General features: G+C 73.4%; 15 protein-coding genes and 1 rRNA gene. 11 read left to right on the forward strand and 5 right to left on the reverse strand.

The annotated features are described in order from the left end of the window. Nucleotides 1-95: ribosomal RNA gene (rrf, locus tag ACFYZQ_RS16535) — 5S ribosomal RNA — on the forward strand; the annotation flags it as partial. A gap of 60 nt (nt 96-155) precedes the next feature. Here the strand turns inward: rrf and ACFYZQ_RS16540 are convergent. Further along, on the reverse strand, nt 156-1,025 hold the full coding sequence (locus tag ACFYZQ_RS16540; RefSeq protein ID WP_389148505.1) for a hypothetical protein: 870 nt from the start codon (nt 1,023-1,025) through the stop codon (nt 156-158). A gap of 225 nt (nt 1,026-1,250) precedes the next feature. Between ACFYZQ_RS16540 and ACFYZQ_RS16545 the strand changes: the two genes are divergently transcribed. After that, the gene (locus ACFYZQ_RS16545) at nt 1,251-1,991 is read left to right on the forward strand and encodes a hypothetical protein (RefSeq protein WP_389148446.1); all 741 of its coding nucleotides are present in this window, start codon (nt 1,251-1,253) and stop codon (nt 1,989-1,991) included. A gap of 53 nt (nt 1,992-2,044) precedes the next feature. Here ACFYZQ_RS16545 and ACFYZQ_RS16550 read toward each other — a convergent pair whose 3' ends face one another. Continuing rightward, nucleotides 2,045-3,328, reverse strand: a complete 1,284-nt coding sequence (locus tag ACFYZQ_RS16550; protein WP_389147426.1) for a DUF1015 family protein — start codon at nt 3,326-3,328, stop codon at nt 2,045-2,047. Nucleotides 3,329-3,400: 72 nt separating this feature from the next. Between ACFYZQ_RS16550 and ACFYZQ_RS16555 the strand changes: the two genes are divergently transcribed. Genes ACFYZQ_RS16555 through ACFYZQ_RS16570 form a run of 4 tightly spaced genes read left to right on the forward strand, consistent with a single transcriptional unit; the run spans nt 3,401 to nt 7,473 of the window. Next, nucleotides 3,401-4,426 carry an HAD hydrolase-like protein gene (locus ACFYZQ_RS16555; protein ID WP_389147429.1) on the forward strand — a complete coding sequence of 342 codons (1,026 nt, stop codon included), beginning with the start codon at nt 3,401-3,403 and terminating at the stop codon, nt 4,424-4,426. A 46-nt stretch (nt 4,427-4,472) separates the two neighbouring features. Continuing rightward, the gene (locus tag ACFYZQ_RS16560; RefSeq protein ID WP_389147432.1) at nt 4,473-5,516 is read left to right on the forward strand and encodes a FecCD family ABC transporter permease; all 1,044 of its coding nucleotides are present in this window, start codon (nt 4,473-4,475) and stop codon (nt 5,514-5,516) included. After that, nucleotides 5,513-6,568, forward strand: coding sequence for a FecCD family ABC transporter permease (locus ACFYZQ_RS16565; RefSeq protein WP_389147435.1), 1,056 nt, complete (start codon nt 5,513-5,515; stop codon nt 6,566-6,568). Before ACFYZQ_RS16560 ends, ACFYZQ_RS16565 begins: the two co-directional genes overlap by 4 nt. Then, entirely contained in the window at nt 6,565-7,473 is a 909-nt protein-coding gene (locus tag ACFYZQ_RS16570) for an ABC transporter ATP-binding protein (protein WP_389147438.1), read from the forward strand. The genes ACFYZQ_RS16565 and ACFYZQ_RS16570 overlap by 4 nt, the downstream gene beginning before the upstream one ends. Here the strand turns inward: ACFYZQ_RS16570 and ACFYZQ_RS16575 are convergent. Beyond that, nucleotides 7,457-7,804, reverse strand: a complete 348-nt coding sequence (locus ACFYZQ_RS16575) for an SCP2 sterol-binding domain-containing protein (protein WP_389147440.1) — start codon at nt 7,802-7,804, stop codon at nt 7,457-7,459. The genes ACFYZQ_RS16570 and ACFYZQ_RS16575 overlap by 17 nt on opposite strands. A gap of 42 nt (nt 7,805-7,846) precedes the next feature. Here ACFYZQ_RS16575 and ACFYZQ_RS16580 point away from each other — a divergent pair, with 42 nt between their 5' ends. The 5 genes from ACFYZQ_RS16580 to ACFYZQ_RS16600 all read left to right on the forward strand — a co-directional run bounded on the left by ACFYZQ_RS16580 (nt 7,847) and on the right by ACFYZQ_RS16600 (nt 13,076). After that, the gene (locus ACFYZQ_RS16580; protein ID WP_389147443.1) at nt 7,847-8,134 is read left to right on the forward strand and encodes a hypothetical protein; all 288 of its coding nucleotides are present in this window, start codon (nt 7,847-7,849) and stop codon (nt 8,132-8,134) included. Between the two features lie 7 nt (nt 8,135-8,141). Beyond that, nucleotides 8,142-8,957, forward strand: coding sequence for a TlyA family RNA methyltransferase (locus ACFYZQ_RS16585; RefSeq protein ID WP_389147446.1), 816 nt, complete (start codon nt 8,142-8,144; stop codon nt 8,955-8,957). After that, a complete protein-coding gene (locus ACFYZQ_RS16590; RefSeq protein ID WP_389147449.1) occupies nt 8,954-9,859 on the forward strand; it encodes an NAD kinase in 906 nt (301 codons plus the stop codon). The genes ACFYZQ_RS16585 and ACFYZQ_RS16590 overlap by 4 nt, the downstream gene beginning before the upstream one ends. Before the next feature lie 89 nt (nt 9,860-9,948). Further along, entirely contained in the window at nt 9,949-11,691 is a 1,743-nt protein-coding gene (recN, locus tag ACFYZQ_RS16595; RefSeq protein WP_389148449.1) for a DNA repair protein RecN, read from the forward strand. A 248-nt stretch (nt 11,692-11,939) separates the two neighbouring features. After that, a complete protein-coding gene (locus ACFYZQ_RS16600; protein WP_389147452.1) occupies nt 11,940-13,076 on the forward strand; it encodes a glycosyltransferase family 4 protein in 1,137 nt (378 codons plus the stop codon). 173 nt (nt 13,077-13,249) lie between these two features. On the opposite strand, the gene ACFYZQ_RS16605 is transcribed toward ACFYZQ_RS16600, so the two are convergent. Both ACFYZQ_RS16605 and ACFYZQ_RS16610 read right to left on the reverse strand, forming a co-directional pair. Further along, complete coding sequence (locus ACFYZQ_RS16605) at nt 13,250-14,893, reverse strand: PucR family transcriptional regulator (protein WP_389147455.1); 1,644 nt, start codon at nt 14,891-14,893, stop codon at nt 13,250-13,252. Nucleotides 14,894-14,955: 62 nt separating this feature from the next. Beyond that, nucleotides 14,956-16,338: an FAD-binding oxidoreductase gene (locus ACFYZQ_RS16610; RefSeq protein ID WP_389147457.1), complete on the reverse strand. Its 1,383-nt coding sequence runs from the start codon at nt 16,336-16,338 to the stop codon at nt 14,956-14,958. Between the last annotated feature and the right edge of the window lie 28 nt (nt 16,339-16,366).

Consider the following 16,366-nt stretch of genomic DNA (forward strand, 5'->3'; position numbering starts at 1 on the left):
AAACGCCCGGTTACATTCCGAACCCGGAAGCTAAGCCTCACAGCGCCGATGGTACTGCAGGGGGGACCCTGTGGGAGAGTAGGACACCGCCGAACAATCTTTGGAAGGACCCCTGGTCACCAGCGTTCAGCTGGGACCAGGGGTCCTTTCGTTTTTCAGATTACTTGCGGTACAGATGACAGGAGCCACCGATGTCCACCAACTCTCCCGACGACCGGCCGGAGCGCGACCCGCGCGGACGGGACAGTGGTGACCGCGGTGACCGCCGCCCGTACCGGGGCGGCCCGCGCCGCGACAACGACCGTGGCGACCGGGGCGGTTACGGTCGCCGTGACGACCGGGACCGCGGCGCCCGCCGTGACGATCGCGATGCCCGCGGCCCGCGCCGCGACGACGACCGCGGTGGATTCCGGGGCAGGGACGACCGTGACCGCGGATTCCGTCGGGATGACCGCAGCGAGCGCCCTGAGCGTGGTGGCTTCCGTCGGGACGACAACCGAGGCGACCGAGGTGGTTTCCGCGGTCGCGACGACCGTAGGGATGACCGTCGCGACGGTCAGCGCTCCGACTTCCGCCGTGATGACCGGCGCGATGACCGGCGTGGTGGTGACCGTCCGGACTTCCGGCGTGACGACCGGCGTGGTGGCGACCGTCCGGACTTCCGCCGTGATGACCGGCGCGATGACCGGCGTGGTGGTGACCGTCCGGACTTCCGTCGCGATGACCGGCGTGACGACCGGCGTGGTGGTGACCGCCCGGACTTCCGTCGCGATGACCGGCGTGGTGGTGACCGCCCGGACTTCCGTCGCGATGACCGGCGTGGTGGTGACCGCCCGGACTTCCGCCGTGACGACCGGCGTGGTGGTGACCGCCCGGACTTCCGCCGTGACGACCGGCGTGGTGGTGACCGCCCGGACTTCCGTCGCGATGACCGGCGTGACGACCGCCGCGACGACCGCCGTGGTGGCGACCGCCCCGACTACCGGCGTGACGACCGCCGCGATGACCGCCGCGATGACCGCCACGGCGGCTTCCGTCGGGACGACAGCCGTGGTGAACGCGGTGGCTTCCGCGGGCGTGACGACCGTGGCCGGGACGACCGCGGGCGCGGCCCTCGCCGGGACGACCGAGGCGGGCGCCCTGGCGGTTTCCGGGGACGCGACGACCGTAGGGACGACCGACGTGGCAGTGGCCGCTTCCGTGACGAGCGGAACCGGGACCGGGATCGTGACCGTGAGCCCATCAAGCGGCTGCCCATCCCCGAGGATGTCACCGGCGAGGAGATCGACAAGGACGTACGGCAGGAGCTGCAGAGCCTGCCGAAGACGCTCGCCGACGACGTCGCCAAGAACCTGGTGATGGTCGCCCGGCTCATCGACGAGGACCCCGAGGGCGCCTACGGCTACTCCAAGGTGGCCCTGCGGCTGGCGTCCCGTGTCGCCGCCGTGCGCGAGGCCGGCGGGTTCGCCGCGTACGCGAACCAGAAGTACGGCGAGGCGCTCGCCGAGTTCCGGGCCGCGCGGCGGATGACCGGCAACGTGGACCTGTGGCCCGTGATGGCCGACTGCGAGCGTGGGCTCGGCCGGCCGGAGAAGGCGCTGGACATGGCCGGGGCTCCCGAGGTGCAGAAGCTCGACAAGGCCGGGCAGGTGGAGATGCGGCTCGTCGCGGCCGGCGCCCGGCGTGACATGGGCCAGCTCGACGCGGCGATCGTGACGCTGCAGAGCCCCGAACTGGCCTCCAACTCCGTTCAGCCGTGGACCGCGCGCCTGCGGTACGCCTACGCCGACGCGCTGCTCGCCGCCGGGCGGCAGGCCGAGGCGCGGGACTGGTTCGCCAAGGCCGTCGAGGCCGACCGGGACGGCAGCACGGACGCCTCGGACCGGCTGGCCGAACTGGACGGCGTGGAGTTCGTCGACGTACTCGACGACAGCGACGACGACACCTCGGGCGACTCCGGGGACCTCGCCCCGGATCACGAGAAGGACTGACCGCAAGGGCTGAGGACGAGGGCTGAGGACAAGGTCTGACCGCCGACCGGCGGTCAGACGTCCAGGGCCCGCAGCACCAGCCCCGAAGCCGGCTTCGGACCGAACGACGTCGACTTGCGGGGCATGGTCACACCCTGGCGGGCCAGTTCCCGTACGACGTCCTCGCGGACCGGGTGCATGAGGACGGCCGTACTGCCGTCCTGCTCCGCCTTGGCGACCGTGGCGGCCGTGTCGTGGATGTAGGCGACATGCGCCGGCGAGTCCTCGGGGACGCGCCAGAGGTGGGCGAGCAGCGTGGCGTGCAGGACCGTGGCGTCCAGCGTGCGCCAGGCCGCGGGGCGGTCGGCCGGGACCGTGCGGGCCAGCAGGGCCGGGTCGGGGCGGTCGACGAGGTGGAAGGCGCCGTCTCCGGCGAGGAGGAAGGCGTTGCCCGCGCAGGACGCGTCCGCCAGCACCTCCATGGCCTTGGGCAGGGTCACCGCCAGACGGCGCACGCGGAAGTGGCCCGCCAGGGCGGTGAGCGCGTCGGTGACCGGGAGGCCGTGCAGCAGGCGGTGGATGGCACGTACGCGGAGCGGGTAGCGGACCGTGTCCACCAGAAGCACCAGGCCGTAGTCCCAAGGGCTGGGGGAGGGATGCTCCGCGCGTAGACGCCGGTACGTCGCCCAGCGGTGGTGGCCGTCGGCGATCAGCGCCTGGCGGGGGGCCAGGTCCGACTGGACGAGGCGCACGTCGGCGGGGTCCGTGAGCGACCACAGGCGGTGCCGGAAGCCGTCCTCCGTCGTGGTGGCGAGGAGCGGGGACCGTTCGGCGGTGCGTTCGATCACGTCGGCCGTGACGCCGTCGCCCCGGTAGGTCAGCAGCAGGGGCTCCAGGTTCGCCGAGGTGGCCCGCATCAGGGCGGCGCGGTCGGCGACGACGGGCGGCATGACGTCCTCGTGCGGCAGGACGACGCCCTCTTCCGGTTCCGAGACGCGCAGGGCACCGATCAGGCCGCGCTGGAGCATGCCGTCGCCGTCCCGCTGCTCGTAGACGTACAGTCCCGGTTCCCGGTCGGCGGCCAGGACGCCCTCGGCGAGCCAGCGGCGCAGGGTGTCGGCCGCCTGTTCGGTGCGCTCGGCGGGGGTGCCGGCCTGCGGCAGAATCAGCCGGACGATGTTGTGCGGGTCGGCCGACTGGAGGTGGTGCAGGCCGTCGGGGCGCACGACGACGTCGTACGGCGGGGACGTCACGGCGGCGAGGCTGCCGACCCGGTCCGGGTCGTAGCGAAGGCCTCGGAACGGGGTGAGTTCCAGGCCCCGGCGCTCCGTTGCTTCCGAGTGACCTGCAGTGTTCATCCCGGCATCGTACGTGTGTCAGTGCCGTACGGCATGATCGAGGCAAGAGCGTCGAACGAGGAGCGATGTGGAATGAGCCGGGGCATCAGGACCAGGCCCGAGGGCAGCGCGCGGCACCTGAGCGAGGCGTACGACACGGCGCTGCTCGACCTGGACGGGGTGGTGTACGCGGGTGGCAACGCGATCGCGCACGCCGTCGACTCGCTCGCGGTCGCCCGGGACGGTGGGATGCGTCTGGCGTACGTCACCAACAACGCGCTGCGCACCCCGGACACGGTGGCCGCCCATCTGACGGAGCTGGGGATACCGACCGGTGCCGGTGACGTCATCACCTCGGCGCAGGCGGTCGCACGGCTGATCAGCGAGCAGGTGCCCGCCGGGGCGCGCGTGCTGGTGATCGGCGGTGAGGGGCTGCGGGTGGCGCTGCGCGAGCGCGGTCTGGAGCCGGTGGAGTCGGCGGACGACGAACCGGTGGCGGTCGTGCAGGGGTACGGCGGGCCCGAACTGCCGTGGGGGCGTTTCGCGGAGGCGTCCTACGCCATCGCGCGCGGGGTGCCCTGGTTCGCGTCCAACACCGACCTGACCATTCCCAGCGGCCGGGGCATCGCGCCGGGCAACGGGGCGGCGGTGGAGGTCGTACGGATCGCGACCGGCGCCGAGCCGCAGGTGGCGGGCAAGCCGCTGCCGCCCATGCACCGGGAGACGATCCTGCGCACGGGCGCCGAGCGTCCCCTGGTGGTCGGGGACCGGCTGGACACGGACATCGAGGGCGCCTGCAACGGGGACGTCGACTCGCTGCTGGTCCTCACCGGAGTCACCGACGGCGCCCAGCTGCTGGCCGCGCCGCCGCAGCACCGGCCGACATACGTGGACGCCGATCTGCGCGGGCTGCTCACCGGGCAACCGGAGGTCACGGAGGCGGGCGCCGGCTTCCGCTGCGGCGGCTGGACGGCTACGGCGGCCGAGCGGCTCCAGCTGGAGGGCGAAGGCGAGGCCCTCGACGGGCTGCGGGCGCTGTGCGCGGCGGCCTGGACGGCGGCCGGGGAGGGTACCTGCGAGCTGGACGGGGAGAAGGCGCTGGCACGCCTCGGGCTCTGACCACACGGGATCGAGATCCGATGCGAGGGTAGGCTAACCTAACCTCGTGTTGGTCGACAGTCCCCCCGAACAGCGCGCGGACACCGCCCCCGCGCCCCCGACCCGCCGGGCGATACGGGCCCTTGGGCTCCTGGCCGCGATCGCGATCCTGGTGCTCGTCGCCCTGGCGAGCATCGCGATCGGTGCGAAAGAACTGTCCGTGGGCCAGGTGTGGCACGGCCTGTTCCAGGACTCGGGAACGTATGGCGACGTGGTGGTCGACGAGCGGCTCTCCCGGACCCTGCTCGGGCTGCTGGCCGGCGCCGCGCTCGGCCTGTCCGGGGCGGTACTCCAGGCGCTGACCCGCAATCCGCTGGCCGATCCCGGGCTGCTCGGCCTCAACGCGGGAGCGTCGGCGGCGGTGGTCACGGCCATCACCTACTTCGGCGTCACCAGCCTGAGCGGCTATGTGTGGTTCGCGTTCGTCGGCGCCGCGGCGGTCGGGGCGCTGGTGTGGTTCCTGGGCGGCAGCCGGGGCGCGACGCCGGTACGGCTGGCGCTCGCCGGTACGGCGGTCAGCGCCGCGCTCTACGGCTACCTCCAAGCCGTGATGATCATGGACGACGCGGCGCTCGGCAAGATGCGCTTCTGGACGGTGGGTTCGCTCTCCTCGGCCACCGACTCGACCATCACACAGGTGCTGCCGTTCCTCGCGGTCGGCGCGGTCGTCGCGCTGCTGCTCGCCCGGCCGCTCAACGCCGTGGCCATGGGCGACGACACCGCCCGCGCCCTCGGCGCCAACCTGAGCCGCACGCGGGCCCTGGCCATGCTCGCCGCCACCGTGCTGTGCGGAGCCGCGACCGCCGCCTGCGGTCCGATCGTGTTCGTCGGCCTGATGGTGCCGCACGCGGTGCGCTCCTTCACCGGCCCCGACCTGCGCTGGGTCCTGCCGTACGCCACGGTCCTGTCACCCGTGCTGCTGCTCGGCGCGGACGTCACAGGCCGGGTCGTCGCCCGGCCCGCGGAACTCCAGGTCGGCATCGTCACCGCGATCATCGGCGGCCCGGTCTTCATCTTCCTGGTACGACGGCGGAGGACGGCACAGCTTTGAGGAACCGTCACAACCGCCCCGCCGTCCGTGCCCTGCGCACCCCCGGCGGGCTCTCCGTCCGGGTGGACCTGCGTGCGCTGACCGTCGTCGTCCTGCTGTTGCTCGCCGCGCTCACCGTGAGCGTCCTGCTGATCGGCACCGGCGACTTCCCGATCTCCGCCACCGACGTCCTGAAGACCCTGACCGGCAACGGCACCCGGATCCAGGAGTACATCGTCCGTGACCTGCGGCTGCCGCGTGTCCTCGTCGGTCTCCTGGTCGGTGCCTCGCTCGGCCTGGGCGGCGCCCTGTTCCAGTCCGTGTCCCGCAACCCGCTGGGCAGCCCGGACGTGCTCGGCCTCTCCCAGGGCTCCACGGCCGGGGCGCTCGTCGTGATCGTGCTGCTGTCCGGAAACGCCACCGAGGTCACCGTCGGCGCACTGATCGGTGGTTTGGTGACCGGTCTAGCCATCTACCTGCTCGCCTGGAAGCAGGGCGTGCACGGCTACCGGCTGGTCCTGGTCGGCATCGGCGTCTCCGCGATCGCCACGGCGGTCAACGGCTATCTGCTCACCAAGGCCGACCTCGTGGACGCGGCCCGCGCGGTCGTGTGGATGACCGGCTCTCTCAACGGCCGGGACTGGGCCCAGGTATGGCCGCTGCTGGTCCTGTGCGCGGTGCTCGTACCGCTGGTCCTCGCCAATGCGCGCGGTCTGAGGACGACGGAGATGGGCGACGACGTCAGCAACGCCCTCGGCGTGCGGGTGGAGCGCGTGCGGCTGGTGCTGATGGTCTCCGCCGTGCTGCTGACCGCCGCCGCGACCGCCGCCGCCGGCCCCGTCAGCTTCGTGGCGCTCACCGCGCCGCAGCTGGCCCGGCGCCTGACCCGTTCGCCGGGACCCAACCTGGTGCCGTCGCTGTGCATGGGCGCCACCCTGCTGGTCACCGCCGACTGGGCGGCGCAGCGCGCCTTCGGCGCCGACCAGCTCCCCGTGGGCGTGGTCACCGGCATCCTCGGCGGCCTCTATCTGCTGTGGCTGCTCGTCACCGAGCGCAGGGCGGGCCGGATATGAGAGACCTCCGCGGCACCACGCGCGCCAACACCCGCGACACCCCCGGCGAGACGAACAACCGAAGGAGCACCGTGAACCGCCTGTCCGCCGAGAACGTCACCCTCGCCTACGACCAGCGCGTCATCGCCGAACAGCTGTCGGTGGAGATCCCCGACAACTCCTTCACGGTGATCGTCGGCCCGAACGCGTGCGGCAAGTCGACGCTCCTGCGCGCGCTGTCACGGATGCTGAAGCCCAGCGAGGGCCGGGTGCTGCTCGACGGGCAGGTCATCCAGTCCATGCCCGCCAAGAAGGTCGCGCGGACGCTCGGTCTGCTGCCGCAGTCGTCCATCGCGCCGGACGGGATCACCGTCGGCGACCTGGTAGGCCGGGGCCGCTATCCGCACCAGGGCATCCTCAGGCAGTGGTCGGCCGAGGACGAGCGGGTCGTACAGGAGTCCATGGCGCAGACCGGGGTCGCCGAGCTGGCCGACCGGTACGTGGACGAGCTGTCCGGCGGTCAGCGCCAGCGCGTGTGGATCGCGATGGCGCTCGCCCAGCAGACCCCGCTGCTGCTCCTCGACGAGCCCACCACCTTCCTGGACATCCAGCACCAGATCGACGTCCTCGACCTGTGCGCCGAACTGCACGAGACCCAGGGCCGCACCCTGGTCGCCGTGCTGCACGACCTCAACCACGCCGCCCGGTACGCCACCCACCTCGTCGCCCTGCGCGACGGCAGGGTGATCGCCGAGGGGGCGCCCGGCGACATCGTCACGGCCGAACTGGTCGAGGAGGTGTTCGGGCTGCGCTGCCAGGTCATCGACGATCCGGAGACGGGCACACCGCTGGTGGTGCCGGCGGCGCGCAGGGCACGGGCACACGTGAGCGCCACCGGCGCGGCGAGCGCTAAAGAAGCTTCCTGAGCCGGAACAGGTCCGGCAGGCTCGCCTCCAGCTTCACCCGGCCCGAGGCCCAGGCCCTCGCGAAGTTCAGGTCGCCGTCGACCAGGGCCACCAGGTCGTCACCGGCCATGGCGAGCCGGATCTGCGCCTTGTCGGGCGGTGCGCCCCGCACGGTGTCATGGACGTGGATACGCCCGTCGGCCATCCGTCCGACGAAGGTGACGTCCAGGTCGGTGATGCGGCAGCTCACCGAGCGGTCCAGCTCGGTAGCCGCACGGACGTCGCCCTCGGCGTTCCGCATGTTGTCCGAGAGTTTTTCGAGTGCGGTGCGGCACTCCTCGATCGTTGCCATCGCGATCGACGGTACCGCAGCGGTTCGGGGTAGCGTCGGGGCATGAGCGACACAGTGCCCGAGGCCTCCGCCGAGGAGGAAGGGGACGTTCCGGTCGAACCGGAGGACGACCCCGCCGCTCCCGCGCCGCTGGACGTGCCCCGCACTCCCACCGGCAACGCCGAGGTGGACGCCCGGCTGGAGCGGTTGGCCGACGCCGACCACCTCGCCACCGACGGCCATATGGAGGTGTACGAGGATGTACACGGGGGGCTGCGCGACGCGCTGACCGCGCTCGACGCCCGCCCGGGACCCCCGGGTCCCCCGTCGTCGTATGGCAATAGGAGCTGAACCGAACGTGGCAGGAGTCGCACGCCTTCGTCTGGACGCGGAGCTGGTCCGCCGGAAGCTGGCGCGTTCGCGCGAGCACGCCAGCCGGCTGATCGTCGCCGGGAGGGTCACCGTCGGCGGGACCGTCGCGACCAAGCCCGCCACGCAGGTGGAGAAAGCCGCCGCGATCGTCGTCGCGGACGACGACAGCGACCCCGCGTACGTGTCGCGGGGCGGGCACAAACTGGCGGGCGCGCTGGAGGCCTTCGTCCCGCAGGGGCTGGTCGTCGAGGGGCGCCGGGCACTGGACGCGGGCGCGTCCACCGGTGGCTTCACGGACGTCCTGCTGCGGGCGGGCGCCGCGCACGTCGTCGCCGTCGACGTGGGATACGGACAACTCGCCTGGTCTCTGCAGAGCGATGAACGCGTCACCGTCAAGGACCGTACGAACGTACGCGAGTTGACGCTTGAAGCGATCGATGGGGAGCCTGTGGATCTAGTCGTGGGTGATCTGTCCTTCATCCCGCTCGGGCTGGTGCTGCCGGCCCTGGCGCGGTGCGTGAAGCCGGACGCCGACCTGGTGATGATGGTCAAGCCGCAGTTCGAGGTGGGGAAGGAACGGCTGGGCAGTGGGGGTGTCGTACGGAGTCCGCAGCTGCGGGCGGAGGCCGTGCGGGGTGTGGCCGAGAAGGCGTGGGAGCTGGGGCTCGGGGTGAAGGGTGTCACCGCCAGTCCGCTGCCCGGGCCGTCCGGGAACGTGGAGTACTTTCTGTGGCTGCGTGCCGGGGCGCCCGCCCTGGACCCGGCCGACATCGATCGTGCAGTGGCGGAGGGGCCGCGTTGACTCAGAACCGAGCTCGTACTGTTTTCCTGCTCGCGCACACCGGGCGGCCCGCCGCGATCCGCAGCGCCGAGCTCGTGGTCAAGGGGCTGCTGCGGTCCGGCGTCGGCGTGCGGGTCCTGGAGTACGAGGCGCGCGACCTGCCGCTCCCCGAGGAGGTGGAGCTCGTCGAGGAGGCGACCCCGCAGAGCCTCGACGGCTGCGAGCTGCTGATAGTGCTCGGCGGTGACGGGACGCTGCTGCGCGGCGCCGAGTTCGCCCGGGCGTCCGGTGTGCCGATGCTGGGCGTCAACCTCGGCAGCGTCGGGTTCCTCGCGGAGGCCGAGCGGGACGACCTCGACAAGGTCGTCGACCGGGTGGTGAGCAAGGCGTACGAGGTCGAGGAACGGATGACCGTCGACGTCGTCGTGCACCGCAACGGTGACATCGTGCACACCGACTGGGCGCTGAACGAGGCGGCCGTGCAGAAGGCGGGCGCCGAGAAGCTGCTCGAGGTCGTGCTGGAGATCGACGGGCGGCCGGTCACCGGCTTCGGCTGCGACGGGATCGTCCTGTCCACGCCGACCGGCTCCACGGCGTACGCGTTCTCCGCGGGCGGGCCGGTGGTGTGGCCCGAGGTGGAGGCGCTGCTGATGGTGCCGATCTCGGCGCACGCGCTGTTCGCCAAGCCGCTGGTGACCTCGCCGAACTCCGTGCTCGCGGTCGAGGTGCTGCCGCACATTCCGCCGGGGGTCCTGTGGTGCGACGGGCGGCGGACCGTCGAGCTGCCGCCCGGGGCGCGGGTCGAGGTCCGGCGCGGGGCCGTGCCGGTACGGCTGGCCCGGCTGCACCACGCCTCCTTCACCGACCGGCTCGTGGCGAAGTTCGCCCTCCCGGTGTCCGGATGGCGGGGGGCGCCGCACTAGGGAGCGGCCCCGCCGGGGTGCACTCCCCCGGGTGACAGAGGGCTCCCCGGGTGACAGGGGGACCTCGCACTTCAGTGGCCGGACCTCGTATGGTCTTCTCCGTGCTGGAAGAGATGCGGATACGGTCGCTCGGGGTCATCGACGATGCCGTCGTCGAGCTCTCGCCGGGGTTCACCGCCGTCACCGGTGAGACAGGCGCGGGCAAGACCATGGTGGTCACCAGCCTCGGACTGCTGCTGGGCGGACGGGCGGATCCGGCGCTCGTGCGGATAGGGGCCGGGAAGGCGGTCGTGGAGGGGCGGATCGCCGTGCCCGCCGCCTCCTCGGCGGTCGTACGGGCCGAGGAGGCCGGAGCCGAGCTGGACGACGGGGCGCTGCTGGTCAGCCGTACGGTCTCCGCCGAGGGGCGCTCCCGGGCGCACCTGGGCGGGCGCAGCGTGCCCGTGGGGGTGCTCGCCGAGCTGGCCGACGACCTGGTGGCCGTGCACGGGCAGACCGACCAGCAGGGCCTGCTGAAGCTGTCCCGGCAGCGGCAGGCGCTCGACCGGTACGCGGGCGACGCGGTCGCCGTGCCGCTGGCCAAGTACGGCGAGGCCTACCGGCGGCTGCGGGCCGTCTCCACCGAGCTGGAGGAGATCGTCACACGCGCGCGTGAACGGGCCCAGGAAGCCGACATGCTGCGGTACGGGCTCGACGAGATCGCGGGCGTGGAACCGCGGGCCGGCGAGGACGCCGAACTCGCCGAGGAGGCGGAACGGCTGGGGCACGCGGAGGCGCTGGCGTCCGCCGCGACCGCCGCGCACGCGGCCCTCGCGGGCAACCCCGAGGACCCCGAGGGCATCGACGCCACCACTCTCGTGGCGGGCGCCCACCGGGCCCTGGAGGCCGTACGGTCGCACGATCCGGCGCTGGCCTCGCTCGCCGACCGGATCGGCGAGGTCGGCATCCTGCTCGGCGACGTGGCGGGCGAGCTGGCGGGGTACGCCGACGACCTGGACGCCGATCCGCTGCGGCTCGCCGCCGTCGAGGAGCGCAGGGCCGCGCTCACCGCCCTCACCCGGAAGTACGGGGACGACGTCAACGCCGTGCTGGCGTGGGCCGAGCAGGGCGCCGCGCGGCTGACCGAGCTGGACGGCGACGACGAGCGGATCGGTGAGCTGACCGCCGAACGGGACGCGCTGCGCACCGAACTCGGCGGGCTGGCGCAGGCCCTGACGGACGCGCGGACGGAGGCCGCCGAGCGGTTCGCCGCCGCCGTGACCGCCGAGCTGGCCTCGCTGGCCATGCCGCACGCGCGCGTGTCCTTCGACATCCGGCAGACCGAGGACCCGGAGGGCGTCGAGGTCGGCGGGCGCACCGTCGCCTACGGGCCGTCCGGCGCGGACGAGGTGGAACTCCTGCTCGCCCCGCACCCGGGCGCCCCGCCGCGGCCCATCGCCAAGGGCGCCTCCGGCGGTGAGCTCTCGCGTGTGATGCTCGCCGTCGAGGTCGTGTTCGCGGGCACGGACCCGGTACCGACGTACCTCTTCGACGAGGTCGACGCGGGTGTCGGCGGCAAGGCGGCCGTCGAGATCGGGCGGCGCCTGGCGAAGCTCGCCAAGACCGCGCAGGTCGTGGTCGTCACCCACCTCCCGCAGGTCGCCGCCTTCGCCGACCGGCAGTTGCTCGTGGAGAAGACCAACGACGGGTCCGTCACCCGGTCCGGCGTGAAGGTCCTGGAGGGCGAGGAGCGGGTCCGCGAGCTGTCCCGGATGCTGGCCGGTCAGGAGGACTCGGAGACGGCGCGGGCCCACGCGGAGGAACTGCTGGCGACGGCACGGGCGGACGTGTAACGCCGGCACGACCGCCCCATGGCACTCGTGCGAGTGGTCGGTTGTTCACTCGTATGAGTGACGTCGGATCGCCCGGGCCCGTGCGCGCGGCGATCACCGCTCCCGGACGGTCCCGCAACGCCCTTACGTGCTGGCATCCTTGGCAGGGAACCCCGCACGTGCAGCAGGTGCGCGGTACACCCCACCGCTCGATACCTTCCGCACGTCCCGTCGTGACCGCCCGACGCCGAACCAGGAGCCCCGGCCACGTGAGCCCCGCCAGCCGTACCTCACCGCACGGTCAGTCGCCGCTGCGCACCGTGCAGGTCCTGGGCGGAGGCAACGCCGGCAGCAGCGCGCACGTGCGCTCCCTCGCCGCCGGACTCGTCGCACGGGGCGTGCGGGTCACGGTGTGCGCCCCCGTCGAGGCGGATCACACCTACGACTTCACCGGGGTCGGCGCCGACCACGTGCACGTGCCCCGCAGCAGCGACCCGGTGGCGGTGGCCACGCTCCGCGCGGCCTGCGCGGACGCCGACCTGGTGCACGCGCACGGGCTGCACGCCTCCTTCCGTGCCGTTATGGCGCTCAGCGGCCGAAGCACCCCGCTCGTCGTCACCTGGCACAACCGGGCCCAGGCGGAGGGCGCGCGGGCGCATCTGCTGCGGGTGCTGGAGCGCCGGGTGATGAGGACGGCCACCGTGGTGCTCGGCACCACCTCCGACCTCGTGGACCGGGCGCGGCGCAGCGGAGCCCGGGACGCCCGGCTCGCCGCCGTCGCACTGCCCGGCCCGCGCCCGGCAGCGGAGCACGACGACCCCGACCGGCTGCGGTCCAAGGCCCGGGCCGAACTCGGCGCCACCGGCCGACCGTTGCTGATGGCGGTCGGCTCCCTGGACCGGCAGCGCGGCTACGACGTCCTGCTGGACGCGGCACACCTGTGGTGCCGTCTCGACCCCGTGCCGCTGCTGGTCATCGCGGGGGAGGGGCCGTTGCGCCCGGTGCTCCAGCGGCGGATCGAGGACGAGGAGCTGCCGGTCCGGCTCATCGGGCGCCGCGACGACATCCGCGAGCTGCTCGCCGCAGCGGACATCGCGCTGCTCTCCAGCAGGTGGGAGTCCCGGTCCGTCCTCGCCCAGGAGGCCCTGCACGCACGCGTGCCGCTCGTCGCGACCACCGTCGGCGGTGTCCCCGACCTCGTGGGCGACGCCGCCGAACTCGTCCCGTACGCAGACGCGGAGGCTCTCGCGGGCGCCGTCGTCCGGCTGCTGGAGGACCCCGAGCGGTGCAGAGAGCTGAAGGACAGGGGGACCCGGCAGGCGGCCACCTGGCCCACCGAGGACGAGACGGTCGCCCAGGTCCTCAGCGTCTACGACGAACTGACCCAGCCCCGACCACTGCCCTGACCCGTGCCGGGGGCCAGCTTCGCCGGGGCGTGCGATGCCCCTACCGGCGCCGGCCGACCGGCAACCGACGTGCCGCCACGCTCGTGCCGAGCCCACGGGGGGCGCCCGATCCGCCCCGCTCACCGGCGTCGACGGAGCACCACCCCTTTCTGCCACCTGAACCGCCGGACGGCCTAAGGCACGTGCCGACGGGCCCGCAGGGCCAGGCTCAGGGCCAGTACCGTCTGCGGGTCCTCCAGGTCGGTGCCCAGCAGCTCGCCGATGCGGGCGAGGCGGTTGTACAGCGTCTGACGGTTGAGGTGCAGCTCGCGGGCGGTCTCGGCCTTGCGGCCTGCATGGGCCAGGTACGTCTCCAGCGTGGGCAGCAGCGGCGGCTTGGAGCGGTGGTCGTGGTCGCGCAGCGGGCCGATGGCCCGGTCCACGAAGGCCGCCAGATCCGGGTGGTCGCGCAGCCGCCACAGCAGCAGGTCGATGTCCAGGCGGCGGGCGTCGTACCAGGGCCGGTCGGTCAGGCCCTGCGCCGCCGTCGCCGCCTCCGCCGCGTGCCGCAGGCCCGCCGACGCGGCAGCCCAGCCGCCGGCCACCCCGACGACCACCACGGGCGGCTGGGCCCCGGGCCGCCGCATCCCCGCCCGTTCCACCCCGGCCCGCAGCGCCGCCGCCACCCGGTCCGCGACCGCCGGCCGCTCCGTCTCCGAGCGCAGCCCCACCAGCAGCGGCACCCGGCCCTCGACCGGCCGGACCCCGAGCAGCACCGGCACCCCCACCGAGGCCAGCTCCTCGGCGACCGCACGGGCCAGGACGGCCCAGCCTCCACCCGGTGCGAGCGCGTCGCCCAGCCGCATCACCACCGGCAGCAGCGGGCTGACACCCGGCTTGAAGCCCAGCACGCGCGCCTGCGCCGGAGCGTCCTCCGCGGTGATCCGGCCCTCGGCGAGATCGGTGAGGAAGTCGCCGCGCCCCCGCGCCGCCAGCTCCTCCTCCTGACGGGCCTGCATCAGCACCACCGCGAGGATCCCCGCGGCCCGCTCGGCGGCGATGCGGTGCACCGGGGCGAGCTGCCCCCGGACGGGCAGCAGAACCAGCCGGGCCCGCACCGAAGCCGTGCCCGGACCGCCGCCGGGCACGTCCACGAGCACCGAGCCGGCCGGCGGCGGGGCGTCCTTGTGCGGGCCGCGCAGCCCCTCCCACACCTGCAGCGGATCAGCGCCCGCGGGTCCCGCCCCGGCGGCGTACAGCAACTGGCCGTCCGCCGTCTCCAGGAAGACCGGGTTGCCGCTGAAGTCGGCCAGGATGCCGAGCACCTGCGGCACCCCGCCAACGCCGAGCAGCGCCTCCGTACAGCGGCGGTGCACCTCCTCGGCCCGCTGCAGCAGCGCGTAGTGGCCGTTGACGATCTCGGTGTGGATCTCCTCGGTGACGGTGACGAAGGGCACCTCGCGGTGCAGTTGCACGAGCGGCAGCCCCGCGCCACGGGCGGTGTCCACCAGCGCGGCGGGCAGCCGGGTGAAGCGCGGCCCCAGCTCCACGACCAGAGCGGCGATGCCCCGTTCGGCGAGGGTGCGGACGAACGCCCGCTGGTCCGCCGGGCGGGCGCCCAGGCCGTAGCCGGTGGTGAGCAGCAGCTCGCCGCCCTTCAGCAGGGAGGCGATGTTGGGCACCTCGCCCGCGTGCACCCAGCGGACCGTGCGTCCCAGCCGGTCGGCGCCCGCCAGGATCTCCGGCAGCCCGCTGCGCAGCCCGGGCAGCTCCAGGGCCCGCCGAACGGTGATCCCGGCGCCCTGCGTGGCGAGTCCGCTCTCCGTACCGCTGTCCATGCAGCGGACGCTACCTGCGCGAACGCCCCGGCGGCACCCTCGGTCCGCGCGCTGCGCGCTCGCTACACCGGCCGGATGTTGTGGTTGAAGCGGAACACGTTGTCGGGGTCGTACGCCCGCTTGACCTTGGCCAGCCGCAGACCGTTCTCGGCGCCGAGGCCCGCGACCACCCGGTCGGTGCCCTCGTCCCCGATGAAGTTGAGGTAGACCGCACCGGTGGACCACGGCCGGACGTCGGCGCGGACGTCCCGGACCCAGGCGACGGCCCGCTCGTCGTCGGCCGGGTCCGCCCAGATCCCGAACGGGTGCACCGCCCACGGCGCGTCCCGGTACGGCACCGGGTACTCGGCGGGGCCCGAGGCGATCGCGCCGCCCTGCGGGAAGATCAGGTGCTGGGTGTTGCTGGGCACGGGCATGCTGTTCGCGCGGGCGCAGTAGACGTCCACCAGCTCGTCCGGCAGGCCGGTGACGTACTCCGCCGACCAGTAGTTCCGCAGACCGGGCGGATCGTCCAGCATGCACTGCACGTCGGCGTACGGCATCGGGCCGACCGTCTCCGCCTCGTGCGGCAGCGCCAGCAGCGGCTCGGCGAGTTTGCGCAGGTCCTCCTCGCCGCCCACGTACGTCAGCAGCGTGGCGCACACCAGCTTCCCGACCAGTTCCCCGGGGACGAACTCGTCGGGCGGGCCGGTGAGGTACAGCACGGCGCCGCCCGCCTCGTCCGGCCCGGTGCGGATGACCTCCCGGAACGTGCGGACCGCGTCGGGGCCCACCTCCGGCCGGTGGAGCAGGAACGCGATGGAGAACGCGGGCAGCTCGTGCAGCTCCAGGGTGAGGGCGGTCGCGATGCCGAAGTTGCCGCCGCCGCCGTGCAGCGCCCAGAACAGCTCCGGGTGCTCGTCGGTGTTGGCGCGCACCCGGCTGCCGTCGGCGGTGACCAGTTCGACGCCGAGCAGGTTGTCGACGGCGAGGCCGAAGGCGCGGTCCAGCCAGCCGGTGCCGCCGCCCAGGACGAAGCCGCCGACGCCGGTGGTGGAGGCCCGGCCGCCGGTGGTCGCGAGGGCGTACGGCTCGGCGGCCCGGTCCAGGTGGCTCATCGTGGCGCCGCCCTGGACCCGTACCGCCTGCCCCACCGGGTCGACGGTCACCTCGTGCATCCGGCGCAGGTCGATCACGAGCGCCCCGTCGCCCAGCGCGGATCCGGCGACGCTGTGGCCGCCGCCGCGCACGGCGATGTGCAGGTCCAGGTCTCTGCCGAAGCGCACGGCCCGTACGACGTCGGCCTCGTGCGCGCACTGCGCGATCACCGCCGGCCGCCGGTCGATCATCGCGTTGAACACGGTCCGGGCCTCGTCGTAGCCCGGATCCCCGGGTGCGAAGACGTCACCCGTCAGGTCCTCGCGCAGCGCGGCCAGCGCCGCGCCCGCCTTCGAGAGGGAAGCCATGGCCGCCCCCTTCCAAAAAGGGGCAAAA

The sequence above is a fragment of the Streptomyces sp. NPDC001843 genome, assembly GCF_042891955.1.
Classification (GTDB): Bacteria; Actinomycetota; Actinomycetes; order Streptomycetales; family Streptomycetaceae; genus Streptomyces.